Annotated in this window: 12 protein-coding genes; 9 read left to right on the top strand and 3 right to left on the bottom strand. The window is 74.2% G+C overall.

Annotated elements, in window-relative coordinates; all coding sequences use genetic code 11:
* Positions 1–56: 56 nt before the first annotated feature.
* Positions 57–1,337, bottom strand: coding sequence for a glycoside hydrolase family 3 N-terminal domain-containing protein (locus P3H78_RS24255; RefSeq protein ID WP_276111257.1), 1,281 nt, complete (start codon positions 1,335–1,337; stop codon positions 57–59).
* Positions 1,338–1,676: 339 nt separating this feature from the next.
* On the opposite strand from P3H78_RS24255, the gene P3H78_RS24250 reads away from it, so the two are divergent.
* Both P3H78_RS24250 and P3H78_RS24245 read left to right on the top strand, forming a co-directional pair.
* Entirely contained in the window at positions 1,677–2,678 is a 1,002-nt protein-coding gene (locus P3H78_RS24250; protein WP_276111256.1) for a DUF1259 domain-containing protein, read from the top strand.
* Positions 2,675–3,880, top strand: coding sequence for a cytochrome P450 (locus tag P3H78_RS24245; RefSeq protein ID WP_276111255.1), 1,206 nt, complete (start codon positions 2,675–2,677; stop codon positions 3,878–3,880). The genes P3H78_RS24250 and P3H78_RS24245 overlap by 4 nt, the downstream gene beginning before the upstream one ends.
* Before the next feature lie 322 nt (positions 3,881–4,202).
* On the opposite strand, the gene P3H78_RS24240 is transcribed toward P3H78_RS24245, so the two are convergent.
* On the bottom strand, positions 4,203–4,532 hold the full coding sequence (locus tag P3H78_RS24240; RefSeq protein ID WP_276111254.1) for a hypothetical protein: 330 nt from the start codon (positions 4,530–4,532) through the stop codon (positions 4,203–4,205).
* A gap of 974 nt (positions 4,533–5,506) precedes the next feature.
* Positions 5,507–7,258 (bottom strand): dolichyl-phosphate-mannose--protein mannosyltransferase, encoded by a 1,752-nt coding sequence (locus P3H78_RS24235; RefSeq protein WP_276111253.1) that lies wholly within the window; start codon positions 7,256–7,258, stop codon positions 5,507–5,509.
* Positions 7,259–7,354: 96 nt separating this feature from the next.
* Between P3H78_RS24235 and rsmI the strand changes: the two genes are divergently transcribed.
* From rsmI to P3H78_RS24200, 7 genes are all read left to right on the top strand, one after another.
* Positions 7,355–8,200, top strand: coding sequence for a 16S rRNA (cytidine(1402)-2'-O)-methyltransferase (rsmI, locus tag P3H78_RS24230; protein ID WP_276111252.1), 846 nt, complete (start codon positions 7,355–7,357; stop codon positions 8,198–8,200).
* Positions 8,201–8,524: 324 nt separating this feature from the next.
* Positions 8,525–8,938 (top strand): hypothetical protein, encoded by a 414-nt coding sequence (locus tag P3H78_RS24225; RefSeq protein ID WP_276111251.1) that lies wholly within the window; start codon positions 8,525–8,527, stop codon positions 8,936–8,938.
* A 71-nt stretch (positions 8,939–9,009) separates the two neighbouring features.
* Positions 9,010–9,888, top strand: coding sequence for a TatD family hydrolase (locus P3H78_RS24220; RefSeq protein ID WP_276111250.1), 879 nt, complete (start codon positions 9,010–9,012; stop codon positions 9,886–9,888).
* A gap of 184 nt (positions 9,889–10,072) precedes the next feature.
* The gene (locus P3H78_RS24215) at positions 10,073–11,659 is read left to right on the top strand and encodes a resuscitation-promoting factor (RefSeq protein WP_276111249.1); all 1,587 of its coding nucleotides are present in this window, start codon (positions 10,073–10,075) and stop codon (positions 11,657–11,659) included.
* Between the two features lie 85 nt (positions 11,660–11,744).
* Positions 11,745–12,632, top strand: coding sequence for a 16S rRNA (adenine(1518)-N(6)/adenine(1519)-N(6))-dimethyltransferase RsmA (gene rsmA, locus P3H78_RS24210; RefSeq protein WP_276111248.1), 888 nt, complete (start codon positions 11,745–11,747; stop codon positions 12,630–12,632).
* On the top strand, positions 12,629–13,528 hold the full coding sequence (locus P3H78_RS24205; protein ID WP_276111247.1) for a 4-(cytidine 5'-diphospho)-2-C-methyl-D-erythritol kinase: 900 nt from the start codon (positions 12,629–12,631) through the stop codon (positions 13,526–13,528). The genes rsmA and P3H78_RS24205 overlap by 4 nt, the downstream gene beginning before the upstream one ends.
* Positions 13,529–13,706: 178 nt before the next feature.
* Positions 13,707–15,533: an ABC-F family ATP-binding cassette domain-containing protein gene (locus P3H78_RS24200; protein WP_276111246.1), complete on the top strand. Its 1,827-nt coding sequence runs from the start codon at positions 13,707–13,709 to the stop codon at positions 15,531–15,533.
* The last annotated feature ends 160 nt before the right edge of the window (positions 15,534–15,693 follow it).

Genomic DNA, 15,693 nt, shown 5'->3' with positions numbered 1-15,693 from the left:
GCGCTCCTCCCGGGGGAGGAGCGCGCCGCCGCCGTGCCGCCGTGACCCCTTCGCGGTCAGGAGCAGAGGTTCACGTGCCGGACGGCCAGGACGTGCCCCGCCGCGTCGACGAGACGGCTGCGGGAGAGACGCCCGGTGTCCACCGCACGGGTGATCGCGGTGGCGATCGAGGACGTCTGGGAGCCGATGTCGCCCTTCAGGTCGAACATGACCATGTCGGCGCCGGAGCGCAGGGCCTGGACGGCGGCACTGGGAACGCTGAAGCCGGCCGCGGAGATCGCCTTGGCGCTGAGCGAGTCGGTGACCACCAGTCCCTTGAAGCCCAGCTTGCCGCGCAGCTCGGAGCCGATGACGGTGGGTGACAGGCTCGCCGGGTTGCCGGCCAGGCCCGGAACGACGTTGTTGGAGACCATGATGGCCGGGGCGCCGGCCTTGATGGCCGCCGTGAACGGCGGGAGGGCCACCTTCTGCAGGGTGGCCCAGGGCAGCGTGCGGGCGGGGCCGAAGTCGGAGTTGTAGCTGGAGCCGCCGAGGCCCGGGAAGTGCTTGACGACGGGTGTCACGTGGCCGTCGAGCATCCCGTTCATGTACGCGACACCGGCCTTGGAGACCACCGAGGTGCTGCCGCTGAAGGACCGCCACCCGTCGGGGTTGGTCCTGCTGGGGGCCTCGTTCGTGCCGTCGACGTCGACCACCGGCGCGAGGTTCATGTTCACCTGGGCGGCCGACATCCTGCCGGCCACCGTGGCGACGTTCTGCCGGATCTGGGCCGGAGTCCAGTGCGCGCCCATGTACGCGGCCCAGGGCAGGGACCCCACGAGGTTCGCCATGCGCTGGATGCCGCCGCCCTCCTCGTCGGTCATCACCAGCAGGCCCAGGCGGCCCGGTACGTGGGTCTTCAGGGCGGTCAGCCGGGAGCCGAGGTCCGACGGCGCCTTGCTGCCGAACAGCAGCACACCGCCCGCACCGGCGCTCACCTCGGAGGTGGCGTCGGACACGGAGGTCTCCGACACCGGGACGGCGACGGTCAGCATGGCCAGCCGGCGGTTCGACCACCCGGCCAGCTTCGTGCTGTTGGTGCACGCGGTGGCGGCGGCGGTGGCGGTGAGGTCCGCAGAGAAGGACGACCGGGAGCGGGAGGACGTGGCGGACGGGGTGTGGGCCGTGCCGGGGCCGCCCGTCTGCGGGGCCGTCCTGGGCGCGCCCGAGGCGCACCCCGCCAGGAGCACCGCCGCCACGGCGGCGACCGTGCCCAGCCTTCGTGCGTCCCCGGCCCGGGCGCGGGCCCGGGGCGGTGCTGTCGTGCTTCTGCGGTCACGGTGCGAGGGGATGTTCATCGTCCGGCCTCCTTCGCGGAATACCAGGATGTCGCGCCTCGGAGCCGGACGGAAGTCGGGACCGGCGCGACGGCCGACGGCGAACGGGAGGGCGCGGCCGCCGACGGCGCCCTCCCGTCGTGTCCGCCCAGGTGGGCCCAGGTGTTTCGCCGGATCCGACGGCCGCCGTGCCCGCACGCCGAGCCCTTCGCGCAGCCGTGGCCCGGAGGCGGCAGCGGCGAGCGCCACCGGCGGGGGCGGCGCCCCCCCGTGTGGGTTAGTCCACCTGCGGGACGTGGCTGCGTCGATCACCGGGAGCTGCGGATTCCGGTGTTTCGATCGAGCCAGGAGGCACATGACATGGCTGACGAGCGACAGCAGGACTCCCGATCCCCCCTCACGACGTCCCGGCGCCGGCTGCTGGCCGCGACCGCCTTCGCGCCCGTGCTCGGCGCCGTCCCGGACCGAGCAGGTGCCCTGTCCGCCCGACGGGAGGACCACGCCCTGGTCGAACCGGTGATGACCAAGCCGGCGGACTGGGCGGACGTGCGCACGGCGCTCGGCCGACCCGGCGACATGAGGCGGTTCATGTACCACACGGCCTTCCCGCGCCGGGACCTCAAGGTCTTCTCCCGAGGCGTCCGGATCGATCCCGCGCTCGCCCTGGGCACGCACGTGTCCTTCGTCCGGTACGCGGACCGCAGCACGCTCCTGATGGGCGACGTCGTGGTCACCGAAGGCGAACTGCAGCGCTTCTGCGACGTCCTCCAGCAGCACGGGATCATGCAGACCGCCATCCACAAGCACCTGCTCGCCCACGAGCCGGCGGTCTGGTGGCTGCACGTGCACGCACACGGTCACGATCCCGCGGCCGTCGCCCGCGGTCTGCGTGCCGCCCTCGACCGCACCGGCACCCCACCTGCCGGACCCGCCGCCCCTTCGCCACCCGTCGACCTGGACACCACCGCCATCGACGCCGCCATGGGCGTCAAGGGCGCCCCCGACGGCGTGATCTACAAGAGCACCTTCGTCCGTCGCGAGACCGTCACCGACGGTCATCTGGTGCTGCCTCCGGGCCTGGGGTCCACCACGTCCGTCAACTTCCAGCCGCTCGGCGGCGGAAGGGCCGCCGTCAGCGGCGACCTGGTCATGATCGCCGGCGAAGTCCAGCCCGTCCTCACGGCCCTGCGGCGCGGTGGCGTCGAACTCGTCGAACTGCACCACCACAACCTCGACGACCGGCCACGCCTGTTCTTCGTCCACTACTGGGCCGTCGGCGGCGCGGTCAGGCTCGCCCGAGCCGTCCGCAAGGCCGTGGACACCACCAACGTCGCACCCATGCCCGGAGGAGCCGGCCAATGACTGCGGACAACGAGACGCTCAGCTGCCCGTTCGACTTCAGCGAGGACCTGGATTTCGATCCCACGTTCGCATCCTTGATGCGGCGCAGTTCTCCCGCGCGCATCCGGCTTCCCTACGGCGACGCGGACGCCTGGCTGATCACGGGCTTCGACGCCGTCAAGCAGGTGACCACCGACCAGCGGTTCAGCAGAGCGGGCATCATCGGCCGGGACTACCCCCGGATGACACCGGAGCCCATCGTGTCACCGGAGTCGATCAACGTCATGGACCCACCGCAGAGCAGCCGCGTCCGCCACCTGGCCTCCCAGGCCTTCACGCAGCAGCAGGTCGACAGGATGCGGCCCCGGATCGTCCAGCTTGCGGACCGCCTGCTGGACGACATGGAGGAGCAGGGGCCGCCGGCGGACGTCGTCGAGCACCTGTCCGACAAGCTCCCCCGGCATGCCGTCCTGGACCTTCTCGGCATCGATCGGGGGGAATGGACCTGGATCCAGGACTCCGTGCACCAACTGCTGGTCATCGGTGCGGAGAACAAGGAGGGTGCCACGAAGGCCAAGTCCGATCTGGTGGGCTACTTCGCCGAGTTGGCCGGACAGCGCCGGACGTCACCCGGCCCGGACCTCATCAGCGCGATGGCCGCGGCGCAGGAGGGCGACGAACACCTCGACGACAGGGAACTGGCGGTCATGACCCTGACGCTGGCGCTCAGCGGCCAGGACACGGCAACCTGCCAGATCAGCAACATCGTCTATCTGCTCCTGACCCGTCCCGTGCTGTTGCAGCACCTCAGGAGCCGGCCCGAGGCCCTGACCGACGCCCTGCACGAGATGCTCCGCTGCATCCCGTTCCGCAAGGGGGTCGGAATCCCCCGGGTGGCTCTCGAGGACGTGGAGCTCGACGGTGCGCACATCCGGGCGGGCGACTTCGTGCACGTGTCGTACCTGACGGCCAACCGTGACCCCGAGCGCTACCCGGACCCGCACGTCATCGACCTCGACCGGCAGAGCGCTCCGCACATGACCTTCGGCTGGGGCGGTCACCGGTGCATCGCGGTGCCCTTGGCCATGGCGGAGCTCGAAGTGGCCATCGGGCGGCTGCTGGAGAGATTCCCCCGTATCAGGCTCGCGGTGGGGCCGCAGGAGGTGCGGTGGGACACGAAGACGATCAGGCGGTTCCCCCTCGAGCTGCCGGTGGCCTGGTAGACGCCCCGCGGCGCGACAGCGGGGCAGCACACCGCCCTGCACGGCCGGCGCAGGCACTGCGGACGGAGGACGGCACCGGACCACCGAAGACGACCAGGACGACGGCCCGGCATCCTGCCGGGCCGTCCTGGCGTGTCCGCCCGGCTGGACCCAGGTGTCCAGCCACATCCGCGACCGCCAACTGATCGATCAAGACGGCGGTGCCGGCGTGGAGGGGCCGGAACAGATCTCGGCCGGCCGCGGGTGGCCATGCGGCCGAAGGTCTGCGGAGGACCCGGAAGGGGTGCCCTCCCCAACAGCGGAAGGGCACCCCCAAGGACGGTCAGCGGTGGTAGTGGCCCCAGCGGTCCCAGTGGCCCCAGCGGTCGTCGCGGTCGTGGCCCCAGTGGCCCCAGCGGTCGTCGCGGTCGTGGCCCCAGCGGCCCCAGCGGTCGTCGCGGTCGTGGCCCCAGCGGCCCCAGCGGTCGTCGCGGTCGTGGCCCCAGCGACCCCAGCGGCCGTCGCGGTCGTGGTCGCCACCGTGGTCGTGACCACGGTCGTGCGTGGCATGAGACACCACCGAAGGCGCGGTGGCGGCACTGGCGCCAGTGGCGCCGCCCACCAGGACGGCGGCCGCGACGCCCAGCGCGGCGGCAAAACGGGAAGCCCGCATTCCGTACTCCTTTCACGACAGGCGCCTCATGCGCCTGCCTGGGTCGGACGGATTCATCTTCACGTCCGCAATGCACCGGTAAGTCCGACTCGCCATCAAAGGCACCTCATGTAACGAAAAATCGTTGAACCAGGAACCGGCGCCTGGCGTGTCGGCGTCACGCGCGCGCGTACGGGCGGCTCCCGCGTCCATCAGGGTGAACTTGCACCTCACGATCCCGCCGAGCTCGCGCTCCCGTACGACCTACCAGTACGGAGGCCGTCAAGTGGTTCAACGCGGAGAAGGGGCTGTGACGGCAGCGCTGACGCCGACGAGGGTGGACGTCCGCGGACGGCGACAGCGCCGGACGGAAGCGGAATCGAGGTCCCGCCCCGGGGAAGCACCGGTTCCCCGCTTCTTCCCAGCGGTTGCCCCGGCTCGAGTCCCGCCGGGCGCAGCACCGGAGGCACTGCGCAGCGCAGCACGGGTCCCACAGCACGGACGCCCCGTCCGGTCGCAGCTTCCGGCACACCTCCGACACACTCCGTGCCGCGGGCGCTCTCCGGCACACTTCGCCGCCGGTCGGAGGGCTACGCGGGGCGATCCACTCGTTCACTCCGGAGCCGTGTGCGGGGACGCCCATGAGGCAGTCCTGACGACAACGAGGGCGCCTGCTCGTGGAGGACGCCCCGTCCCCCGCCTTCCACCACATCCCTGGCAGTTCCCCGCGGACCAGGGGGCCCGTCCGCTGGCCGTCCCGGTGGGGTCCTGGGGGACGCACTGCCCCCAGGTGTCCCCCAGGAAAGGGGGTAGGCGGGAAGTTCCTGGTCAGGACATGAGGAGCCGGCCCGCTGCCCATCTGCCGGCAGTGCCGGGTGGGGCCGTCTCCGGGCCGTCTGAGGGCCGTCCGAGGGCGGCCGATGACGGCTTCGGACAGCCGACGACGACCAGGACGGCCCGGCGTCCTGCCGGGCCGTCCTGGCGTGTCCGCCCGGCTAGACCCAGGTGTCCAGCCACATCCGCGACCGCCAGTCGTCGATCGGGATGGCGGTGCCCGTGTACAGGGGCCAGAAGTAGATGAAGTTCCAGGCGATCAGCAGGACCAGGACGCCCGCGGCGGTGGCGCCGACGACGCGGCGGGCGTCGGTGGAGCCGGGCGGGCCCACGAGGGCGCCCACCAGCATGGCGACCGCCAGGCACAGGAAGGGCACGAAGACGACGGCGTAGAAGAAGAAGATCGTGCGCTCCTGGTACAGGAACCACGGCAGGTAGCCGGCCGCGACGCCGCAGGCGATGGCGCCCGCGCGCCAGTCCCGGCGGAAGAACCAGCGCCACAGCACGTACAGCAGCGCGAAGCACGCCGCCCACCACAGCAGCGGTGTGCCGAGGGCCAGCACCTCGCGGGCGCACTTCTCGCCCGCGCCGGCGGGGCAGCCGGCCGTGCCGGGGGAGGGCGACTCGTAGAAGTACGACACGGGGCGGCCGTCGACGAGCCAGCTCCACGGGTTGGACTGGTAGGTGTGCGGCGAGGACAGCCCGACGTGGAACTTGTACACCTCGTGCTCGTAGTGCCACAGGCTGCGCAGCCAGTCCGGGAGCCAGGTGAAGCTGCCGCCCCGGCCGTCCGTCGCCGCCCAGTTGCGGAAGTAGCCGCCGGTGCCGTCGGACGGGGAGAGGATCCAGCCGATCCAGGACAGCAGGTACACGGCGACCGCCACCGGCACCGTGGCCAGGAAGGTGATGCCGGTGTCCCGTCGCAGCACCGTCGCGTACGGGCGCCGGGCGCCGGCCACCCGGCGGGCGCCGACGTCCCACAGCACGGCCATCACGCAGAACGCGGCCAGGATGTACAGGCCGTTCCACTTGGTGCCGATCGCCAGGCCGAGCAGCAGGCCCGCCGCCCAGCGCCAGGGCCGCCACCCGAGCCTGGTCTCCTCGGCGGTGCGGGCGTCGGGGCGGATCCGGCCGTCGGCGTCGGCGGGGAGTGCGGCGGCCAGCAGGGCCCGGGAGCGGTCCCGGTCCACCAGCAGGCAGCCGAAGGCGGCGAGGACGAAGAACATCAGCACGCCGTCGAGGAGCGAGGTGCGGCTCATCACGAAGTGCAGGCCGTCCACGGCCATCAGCGCGCCCGCGAGGCAGCCGAGGAAGGTGGACCGGAACAGCCGCCGGCCGATCCGGCACAGCAGCAGCACCGACAGGGTGCCGAGCAGCGCGGTCATGAAGCGCCAGCCGAACGGGTCGAAGCCGAACAGCATCTCGCCGAGCCCGATCACGTACTTTCCGACCGGCGGATGCACCACGTAGGACGCGTCGGACGGCAGCACGACGTGGCCGCCGGTCCGCAGAATCAGGTCGTTGGCGTTCTTGTCCCAGTCGAGCTCGAAGCCGCGGTGGACGATCGCCCACGCGTCCTTGGCGTAGTACGTCTCGTCGAATATCACCGCCTTCGGACTGCCCAGGTTCCAGAACCGCAGCACGCCGGCCAGCAGCGTGACCAGCAGCGGGCCGCCCCAGCCCGACCAGCGGGTGACGCGGTCGGCCACGGCCGGCGGGACGCCGAGCGAGCCCCACAGCCGCGGGCCGGGTTCCGCGTACGGCGGCACCAGCCGGTCGACGACGACGTCGCCGGCGCCGCCGGCGGGTCCCGCCGTGTAGCCGAATCGGCGCAGCCGCTGCTGCCACGGCGGCCGCTCGTCGAGCGGCGCCTGGCCCTGCCGGAGGTCCGTGGAGGACGCGGTACTGGTCACCGCGCCATCGTAGGGAACCGTGCTGTGTGAGTCCCGCGCATGGGCTCCCGGGGCCGGGCCGCGTTCCCCGCCGGCGGCCCTTGAGAGGATGGGGGCGTGACTGGAACCCTTGTTTTGGCGGGCACTCCCATCGGCGACCTCCAGGACGCCCCGCCCCGGCTCGCCGAGGAACTGGCCGGCGCCGACGTGGTCGCCGCCGAGGACACCCGCCGGCTGCGCCGGCTGACCCAGGCGCTGGGCGTGCAGCCCGCGGGACGGGTGGTGTCGTACTTCGAGGGCAACGAGTCGGCGCGCACCCCGGAGCTGGTCGAGGAGCTGGCCGGCGGGGCGCGGGTGCTGCTGGTGACGGACGCGGGCATGCCGTCCGTGTCCGACCCCGGGTACCGGCTGGTCGCGGCGGCCGTCGAGCGGGGCGTGCGCGTCACCGCGGTGCCCGGCCCGTCCGCCGTGCTGACCGCGCTGGCGCTGTCGGGGCTCCCGGTGGACCGCTTCTGCTTCGAGGGCTTCCTGCCGCGCAAGGCGGGCGAGCGGCTGTCGCGGCTGCGCGAGGTCGCCGGGGAGCGCCGCACGCTGGTCTACTTCGAGGCCCCGCACCGCCTCGACGACACCCTCGCGGCGATGGCCGAGGCGTTCGGCGCCGACCGGCGGGCCGCCGTGTGCCGGGAGCTGACCAAGACGTACGAGGAGGTGCGCCGCGGCGGGCTCGGCGAGCTGGCCGCGTGGGCGGCCAAGGGCGTGCGCGGCGAGATCACCGTCGTGGTCGAGGGGGCGCCCGAGCGGGGCGCCGAGGAGGTCGGCCCCGAGGAGCTGGTGCGCCGGGTCCGGGTCCGCGAGGAGGCGGGGGAGCGGCGCAAGGAGGCCATCGCGGCGGTCGCCGCGGAGGCGGGTCTGCCCAAGCGCGAGGTGTTCGACGCGGTGGTGGCCGCCAAGCACGCGCAGTGAGCGCGCCAGCGGCTCGGGCGCACGGGCCGGTGCACGAGGGTGTGAGGAGGGTCATACCCGCTCTGAGCAGGTCTCCTCTCGGGTGAGCGCACGCCCCATCGGGCGGCAAAGCCGCGTCATGCAAGGCAAAGCAACCACCCGCCGTCCGGGTGCCTCAGGGCAAGCGCCTGCCAAATCGCCTCCAACACTCGGCAGGACTGATGCGTTCGCGCTGGTGGAGGCGTCCACTGGGTGAGGGGACGCACCCGTCCCCCGCCCCCAGCGGGATTCCGGGGGGAATCCCTCTCGCCGGGGGCGCTTGTCCAGCGGACAAGAGGAGCTGGCATGAGTGAGATCACAGGGCACACCGGCCCCCGTGGTGGGGCCACCGCCGTCGTCAACGAGTCCTACGCCTTCGCCTGCATGCGCTGCGGCCACGGCTGGGAGCAGTCGTACGAGATAGAGCACCACACGGACGCCGACGGGCACGAGTTCGTGCAGTACGTGGCCGAAGGCCGCGTCGTCCCGTCGCCGCTGAGCCGCCCCAGCTGCCAGAACTGCGACGGCCACGTCGTCAGGATCATGCGGGCCGGCCAGGTGTCCTCGGTGCAGCACCACCTGCACCGCACCGCCCACCCCGCGCCGCACGAGCCGTCCGGGGCCGCGTCCCCGTCCGCGGAGGAGGCGGCGGACCGGCAGCGGCACGGCCACCACTGGCACCTGTCCGACCTGCTGCACCCCTTCCGCAAGGCCGGCTGAGGGCGCCCGCCGCAAGGCCGGCTCAGGACCGCCCGGACCGTGCGGGCGTGCCCCTTTCGTAGGATCGGGGCATGCCTTCCAACGCCGACAGGAACGCGGCGCCGCCGCTGCCGGAACCGCTGCGGATCCCGGTCGCCGACTCCCACACCCACCTCGACATGCAGTCCGGCACCGTCGAGGAGGGCCTCGCCAAGGCCGCGTCCGTGGGCGTGACCACGGTGGTGCAGGTCGGCTGCGACCTCGCCGGGTCGCGCTGGGCGGCCGCGACGGCGGCGGCACACCCCGGCGTCCACGCGGCGGTCGCCCTTCACCCGAACGAGGCGCCGCGCATCGTGCACGGCGATCCGGACGGCTGGTCCCGGCAGGGCGCCCGCGAGCCCGGCGGCGACGCGGCGCTCGACGAAGCGCTCGCCGAGATCGACCGCCTCGCCGCGCTGCCCCAGGTCAAGGGAGTCGGGGAGACGGGGCTCGACCACTTCCGCACCGGACCCGAGGGCATGGCGGCCCAGGAGCGCTCCTTCCGCGCCCACATCGAGATCGCCAAGCGGCACGGCAAGGCGCTGGTCATCCACGACCGCGACGCCCACGCCGACGTGCTGCGCGTCCTGAAGGAGGAGGGCGCTCCCGAGCGGACCGTCTTCCACTGCTACTCGGGCGACGCGGAGATGGCCGAGGTGTGCGCCCGCGCGGGGTACTTCATGTCCTTCGCGGGCAACGTCACCTTCAAGACCGCGCAGCACCTGCGCGACGCCCTCGCCGCCGCCCCGGCGGACCTGGTCCTGGTGGAGACCGACGCCCCCTTCCTGACCCCGGCGCCCTACCGCGGACGGCCCAACGCGCCCTACCTCGTCCCGGTCACGGTCCGCGCCATGGCCGAGGTGCGCGGCACCGACGAGGACACCCTCGCGGCGGCCCTCGCCGCGAACACGGCCCGCGCCTTCGGGTACTGAGGGCGGCCGGGAGCCGCCACCGCGGGGAGCCGCCCGGCACCGCCGGGGCCGCGTGCACCGCCACCCCGCACCGGACACCCTGCGTAGCCGCGCCGCTTTGGAGAGTGACGGGGTCTCCGCTAGGTTCTGGGGGCCCGATCCGGACCCCCGGACCCCGGGCCCCCGGCCCAGTGGAGCGTGTGGTGTGAGCGACGCGCAGTACGGCACGTACGGGACCCGCCGCGCGGGCGGAAGCCCGCTGCCGGTCCCGGAGCCCCCTGCGTACCCGGGCGTCCCCGCCGACCTGCACACCGCCGAGACCCTGGCGTACGGGGTGTACGGCGGCTACGGCGGCCACGGCGGGGACGTGCTGATCCGGGACGCCCGCGCAACCGGCACGCCCGGCACGGGCGTCCCCCGCGACCCGTACGGCGTCCGCGCGACGGCGGAGGACCGCACGGCGTACGGCCCCCACGGCCTCCGCGGCCCCGCGGGCGGCGGCGCCCCGCACCAGGGCGCCCCGTACCAGGACGCCTACCGCCCCGCCTACGAGCGGGCGGCCGGGGCCGTGCTGCCCCGGCAGGGGCGCGGCGCACCCCGGACCCCGGCCGCCCGGGCCGCCCGCCCGGACCCGGACGGCACCGGCGAGGCCGGGCGGCGCGGAGCCCGCCGGCGCCGGGCGCGCCCCGCGGACCGGCCCGAGGTGGACGTCCGCCGCCTGCTCCCGCAGGCGCTCGTCGTCGCCTTCCTGGCGGGCGGCACCACCGCCTTCGTCGCCCAGGACAAGGCGGTCGAGCTGACCGTCGACGGCCGGCCACGCACCCTGCACACCTTCGCCGACGACGTCTCCGGACTGCTGGCCGAGGAGGGCCTGCGGGTCGGCTCGCACGACGTCGTGGTGCCCGCCCCCGGCACCCCGCTCACCGGCGGCACCGAGGTGGCGGTGCACCGCGGGCGGCCCCTGCGGCTCACCCTCGACGGAGAGCTCCACGAGGTGTGGACGACGGCCGGCACCGTCGACGGCGCCCTGCGGGAGCTGGGCGTGCGCGCCGAGGGCGCCCACCTGTCGGTGTCCCGCTCGCAGCCCATCGGCCGCGCCGGGCTCGCCCTCGACATCCGCACCGAGCGCACCGTGACGGTCATGGCCGACGGCCGCGCCCGCACCCTGCGCACCAACGCGGCCACCGTCGCCGGGGCGGTGGAGGAGGCCGGGGTCACCCTGCGCGGCGAGGACACCACCTCCGTCGCGCAGGACAGCTTCCCGCGCGACGGTCTGACCGTCACCGTGCTGCGGATCAGCGGCTCGCGGGAGGTCCGTGAGGAACCCGTCCCGTTCGAGGAGCGCCGCGTCGCCGACCCCACGCTCTTCCGGGGCACCGAGGTCGTCGAGCAGGCCGGCCGGCCCGGCGTGCGCCGGGTCGCCTACGCGCTGCGCACCGTCAACGGGGTGCGGCAGCGGCCGCGGCGCCTGGAGTCCGAGCTGGTGCGCGAGCCGCGGACGCAGATCGTGAAGGTGGGCACCCGGGTGCACCCGCCCTCGGTGCGGGGCGCCGACGGCCTCGACTGGCGGGGCCTCGCGCAGTGCGAGTCCGGCGGGCGGCCGGACGCCGTGGACCCCTCCGGCACCTACGGCGGGCTGTACCAGTTCGACACCGCCACCTGGCACAGCCTCGGCGGCAGCGGCCGTCCCCAGGACGCGCCGGGGGAGGAGCAGACGTACCGCGCGAAGAAGCTGTACGTCCGGCAGGGCTCCAGCCCCTGGCCGCACTGCGGCGACCGGCTCCAGGGGTGAGCGGCGGCGGCCGGCCGCACGGGTGGGCGGCCCGGTCCGACCGGCGCGTGCCGGACCGCTCCGGGCCGCCCCGTACCCTTGGTCCGTGAGCAGCAGCCCCACCCCCGACGCCCTGCTGGGCCCCGCCGACGTCCGCGAGCTGGCGACGGCGCTCGGCGTGCGTCCCACCAAGCAGCGCGGCCAGAACTTCGTCATCGACGCGAACACGGTCCGCCGTATCGTCCGCACCGCGGACGTCCGGCCCGACGACGTCGTGGTCGAGGTCGGGCCGGGGCTCGGCTCCCTCACCCTCGCACTGCTGGAAGTGGCCGACCGGGTCACCGCCGTCGAGATCGACGACGTCCTGGCCGGCGCGCTGCCCGCCACCGTCGCCGCCCGGATGCCGGAGCGCGCCGACCGGTTCGCGCTCGTCCACTCCGACGCGATGCGGGTGGACGCCCTGCCCGGCCCCGCCCCGACGGCGCTCGTGGCGAACCTCCCCTACAACGTCGCCGTTCCCGTGCTGCTGCACATGCTCGAGACCTTCCCGAGCATCGAGCGCACCCTCGTGATGGTGCAGGCCGAGGTCGCCGACCGGCTCGCCGCGGCGCCCGGCTCGAAGGTGTACGGCGTGCCGTCGGTCAAGGCCAACTGGTACGCCGAGGTCAAGCGGGCCGGCGCGATCGGCCGCAACGTCTTCTGGCCCGCGCCCAACGTCGACAGCGGCCTGGTGTCCCTGGTCCGGCGGGCCGAGCCGCCGGCGACCACCGCCACCCGCCGGCAGGTCTTCGCCGTCGTCGACGCGGCCTTCGCCCAGCGGCGCAAGACCCTGCGGGCCGCGCTCGCGGGCTGGGCCGGTTCCGCGGCCGCCGCGGAGGCCGCGCTGGTCGCCGCCGGTGTCTCGCCGCAGGCCCGCGGGGAGTCGCTGACCGTCGAGGAGTTCGCGCGGATCGCCGAGGCGGCCGCGCCGGCGCAGGGGGAGGCCGATAGGTGAGCGTGACCGTTCGCGTCCCCGCCAAGGTCAACGTGCAGCTCGCGGTGGGCGCCGCCCGGCCCGACGGCTTCCACGACCTGGCCAACGTCTTCCTCGCGGTCGGCCTGTACGACGAGGTCACCGCGACCGCCTCGCCGGGAGGACCGCGCGTCACCTGCACCGGCCCCGACGCCGCGCAGGTCCCCCTGGACGGCACCAACCTGGCGGCCCGCGCGGCCGTCGCGCTCGCCCGGCGCCACGGCCTGAGCCCGGACGTCCACCTGCACATCGCCAAGGACATCCCGGTGGCCGGCGGCATGGCGGGCGGCAGCGCGGACGGCGCGGCCGCCCTGGTCGCCTGCGACGCGCTGTGGGGGACGCGCGCCTCCCGCGACGAACTCCTCGACATCTGCGCCGAACTGGGCAGCGACGTCCCCTTCAGCCTGGTCGGCGGGGCCGCGCTCGGCACCGGCCGGGGCGAGCGGCTCAGCCCGCTGGAGGTGGGCGGCACCTTCCACTGGGTCTTCGCGATGGCCCACCGGGGGCTGTCCACCCCGGCCGTCTTCCGCGAGTTCGACCGGCTCGGCGAGGGCGTCGCGATCCCGGAGCCCGTCGCCTCGCAGGACCTGATCGACGCGCTGGCCAAGGGCGACCCGGACCTGCTGGCGGCGAGTGTCTCCAACGACCTCGAACCCGCCGCGCTGGCCCTCTTCCCCGACCTGGCCGCCGCCCTCGCCGCGGGCCGGGCCGCCGGCGCCCTGGCCGCCCTCGTCTCCGGCTCGGGGCCGACCACGGCCTTCCTGGTCCGCGACGAGTCCGCGGCGGCCCGCACGGCGCGCGCCCTGCAGGACTCCGCCACCTGCCGCACGGTCCGCACCGCGTCGGGCCCGGTACCGGGGGCGACGGTCCTGGCGTAGGCCCCGGACCCGGCCGCTCCGCGCGGCCCCGTACGGCCCGTGCGGCCGCGTACGGCCTCCGCGCGGCCCGGGCCGGACGTCCGGACGCCCGGGACGGCCCCCCGCGGCCACCCGTCCGGCGCAGTCCCGGGGCCCGACTACCCTGGAGGGTCGACCGACCCCCCCGGGCAGGAGTGAAATGGCCGTCAACCTGGTCAATGTCGAGAACGTCAGCAAGGTGTACGGCACGCGTGCCCTGCTCGACGGCGTCTCGCTCGGCGTGTCCGAAGGGGACCGGATCGGAGTCGTCGGACGCAACGGCGACGGCAAGACCACCCTCGTCCGGATGCTGGCGAAGCTGGAGGAGGCCGACAGCGGGCGCGTCACGCACTCCGGCGGACTGCGCCTGGGCGTGCTCACCCAGCACGACTCCCTCGACCCGGCCGCCACCGTCCGGCACGAGGTCATCGGTGACATGGCCGACCACGAGTGGGCGGGCAACGCCAAGATCCGCGACGTGCTCACCGGGCTGTTCGGCGGGCTGGACCTGCCCGGCTTCCCCAAGGGCCTCGACACCGTCATCGGGCCGCTGTCCGGCGGCGAGCGGCGGCGGATCGCGCTGGCCAAGCTGCTCATCGACGACCAGGACCTGATCGTCCTCGACGAGCCCACCAACCACCTCGACGTCGAGGGCATCGCCTGGCTCGCCGAGCACCTGCGGTCCCGGCGCTCCGCGCTGGTCTGCGTCACCCACGACCGCTGGTTCCTGGACCAGGTCTGCACCCGCATGTGGGACGTGCAGCGCGGCGTCGTCCACGAGTACGAGGGCGGCTACTCCGACTACGTCTTCGCGCGCGCCGAGCGCGAGCGGATCGCCGCGACGGAGGAGGCCAAGCGGCAGAACCTGATCCGCAAGGAGCTGGCCTGGCTCCGGCGCGGCGCCCCGGCCCGCACCTCCAAGCCGCGCTTCCGCGTCGAGGCGGCCAACGAGCTGATCCAGGACGTGCCCCCGCCGCGCGACCGGTCCGAGCTGATGAAGTTCGCCTCCTCCCGGCTCGGCAAGACCGTCTTCGACCTCGAGGACGTCACCGTGCGGGCCGGGGAGAAGACCCTGCTCCAGCGCGTCACCTGGCAGCTCGGCCCCGGCGACCGGATCGGCCTGGTCGGTGTCAACGGCGCGGGCAAGACGTCGCTGCTGCGGGCGATGGCCCAGGCCGCCCGCACCGGCGGCGAGGTGCAGCCCGCGGGCGGCCGGGTCGCCGTCGGACGGACCGTCAAGCTGGCCTACCTGTCGCAGGAGGTCGCCGAACTCGACCCCGCCTGCCGGGTCCTGGAGGCCGTGCAGCAGGTCCGCGAGCGCGTCGACCTCGGCAAGGGCCGGGAGATGACCGCCGGGCAGCTGTGCGAGACCTTCGGCTTCGGCAAGGAGAAGCAGTGGACGCCGGTCGGCGACCTGTCCGGCGGTGAGCGGCGGCGGCTCCAGCTGCTGCGGCTGCTGATGGACGAGCCCAACGTCCTCTTCCTCGACGAGCCCACCAACGACCTCGACATCGAGACGCTCACCCAGCTCGAGGACGTCCTCGACGGCTGGCCCGGCTCGATGGTCGTCATCTCCCACGACCGGTTCTTCGTCGAGCGCACCACCGACACGGTGTTCGCCCTCCTCGGCGACGGCGCACTGCGGATGCTGCCGCGCGGCATCGACGAGTACCTGGAGCGCCGCCGCCGCATGGAGCAGGCCGCCGCCGCGTCGGCGGGCACCGCGGCCGCGCCGGAGCGGGGTGCGGTGCAGGCGGCCGCGCCCGAGCGCAGCGCCGCCGAGGTGCGCGCCGCGAAGAAGGAACTGCAGAAGATCGAGCGGCAGCTGGACCGCATCTCCGACAAGGAGTCCTCGCTGCACACCCGGATCGCCGAGAACGCCACCGACTTCGAGAAGGTCGCCGCGCTCGACGCCGAACTGCGCGACCTCGCCGGGGAACGCGAGACGCTCGAACTGCGCTGGCTGGAACTCGCCGAGGACGCCTAGGACTTGTCCCGAGGGCGCCCGGGGCGAGTCCCGAAGGCGCCCGGCGTCCGCCCCCGTTCCGTGGTCCCGGCCGGAAATCCGGGGCGCGGGACGGCGTCGCGTGCGCCGTGTGAAGGGGGAGTGAAGGCGCGTAACGGGGGCATCACAGGCCGGTTCTCCC

Source organism: Streptomyces tropicalis (genome assembly GCF_029269835.1).
In the GTDB taxonomy this organism is placed as follows: Bacteria; Actinomycetota; Actinomycetes; order Streptomycetales; family Streptomycetaceae; genus Streptomyces; species Streptomyces tropicalis.
This window is presented reverse-complemented; position numbering and strand designations above follow the sequence as displayed.

Excerpts from the sequence above, each read along its gene's own strand:
- P3H78_RS24245 (WP_276111255.1), top strand. The coding sequence starts at position 2,675 with ATGACTGCGGACAACGAGACGCTCAGCTGCCCGTTCGACTTCAGCGAG.
- P3H78_RS24225 (WP_276111251.1), top strand. The coding sequence starts at position 8,525 with ATGAGTGAGATCACAGGGCACACCGGCCCCCGTGGTGGGGCCACCGCC.
- P3H78_RS24200 (WP_276111246.1), top strand. The coding sequence starts at position 13,707 with ATGGCCGTCAACCTGGTCAATGTCGAGAACGTCAGCAAGGTGTACGGC.
- P3H78_RS24255 (WP_276111257.1), bottom strand. The coding sequence starts at position 1,337 with ATGAACATCCCCTCGCACCGTGACCGCAGAAGCACGACAGCACCGCCC.
- P3H78_RS24220 (WP_276111250.1), top strand. The coding sequence starts at position 9,010 with ATGCCTTCCAACGCCGACAGGAACGCGGCGCCGCCGCTGCCGGAACCG.
- P3H78_RS24240 (WP_276111254.1), bottom strand. The coding sequence starts at position 4,532 with ATGCGGGCTTCCCGTTTTGCCGCCGCGCTGGGCGTCGCGGCCGCCGTC.
- P3H78_RS24250 (WP_276111256.1), top strand. The coding sequence starts at position 1,677 with ATGGCTGACGAGCGACAGCAGGACTCCCGATCCCCCCTCACGACGTCC.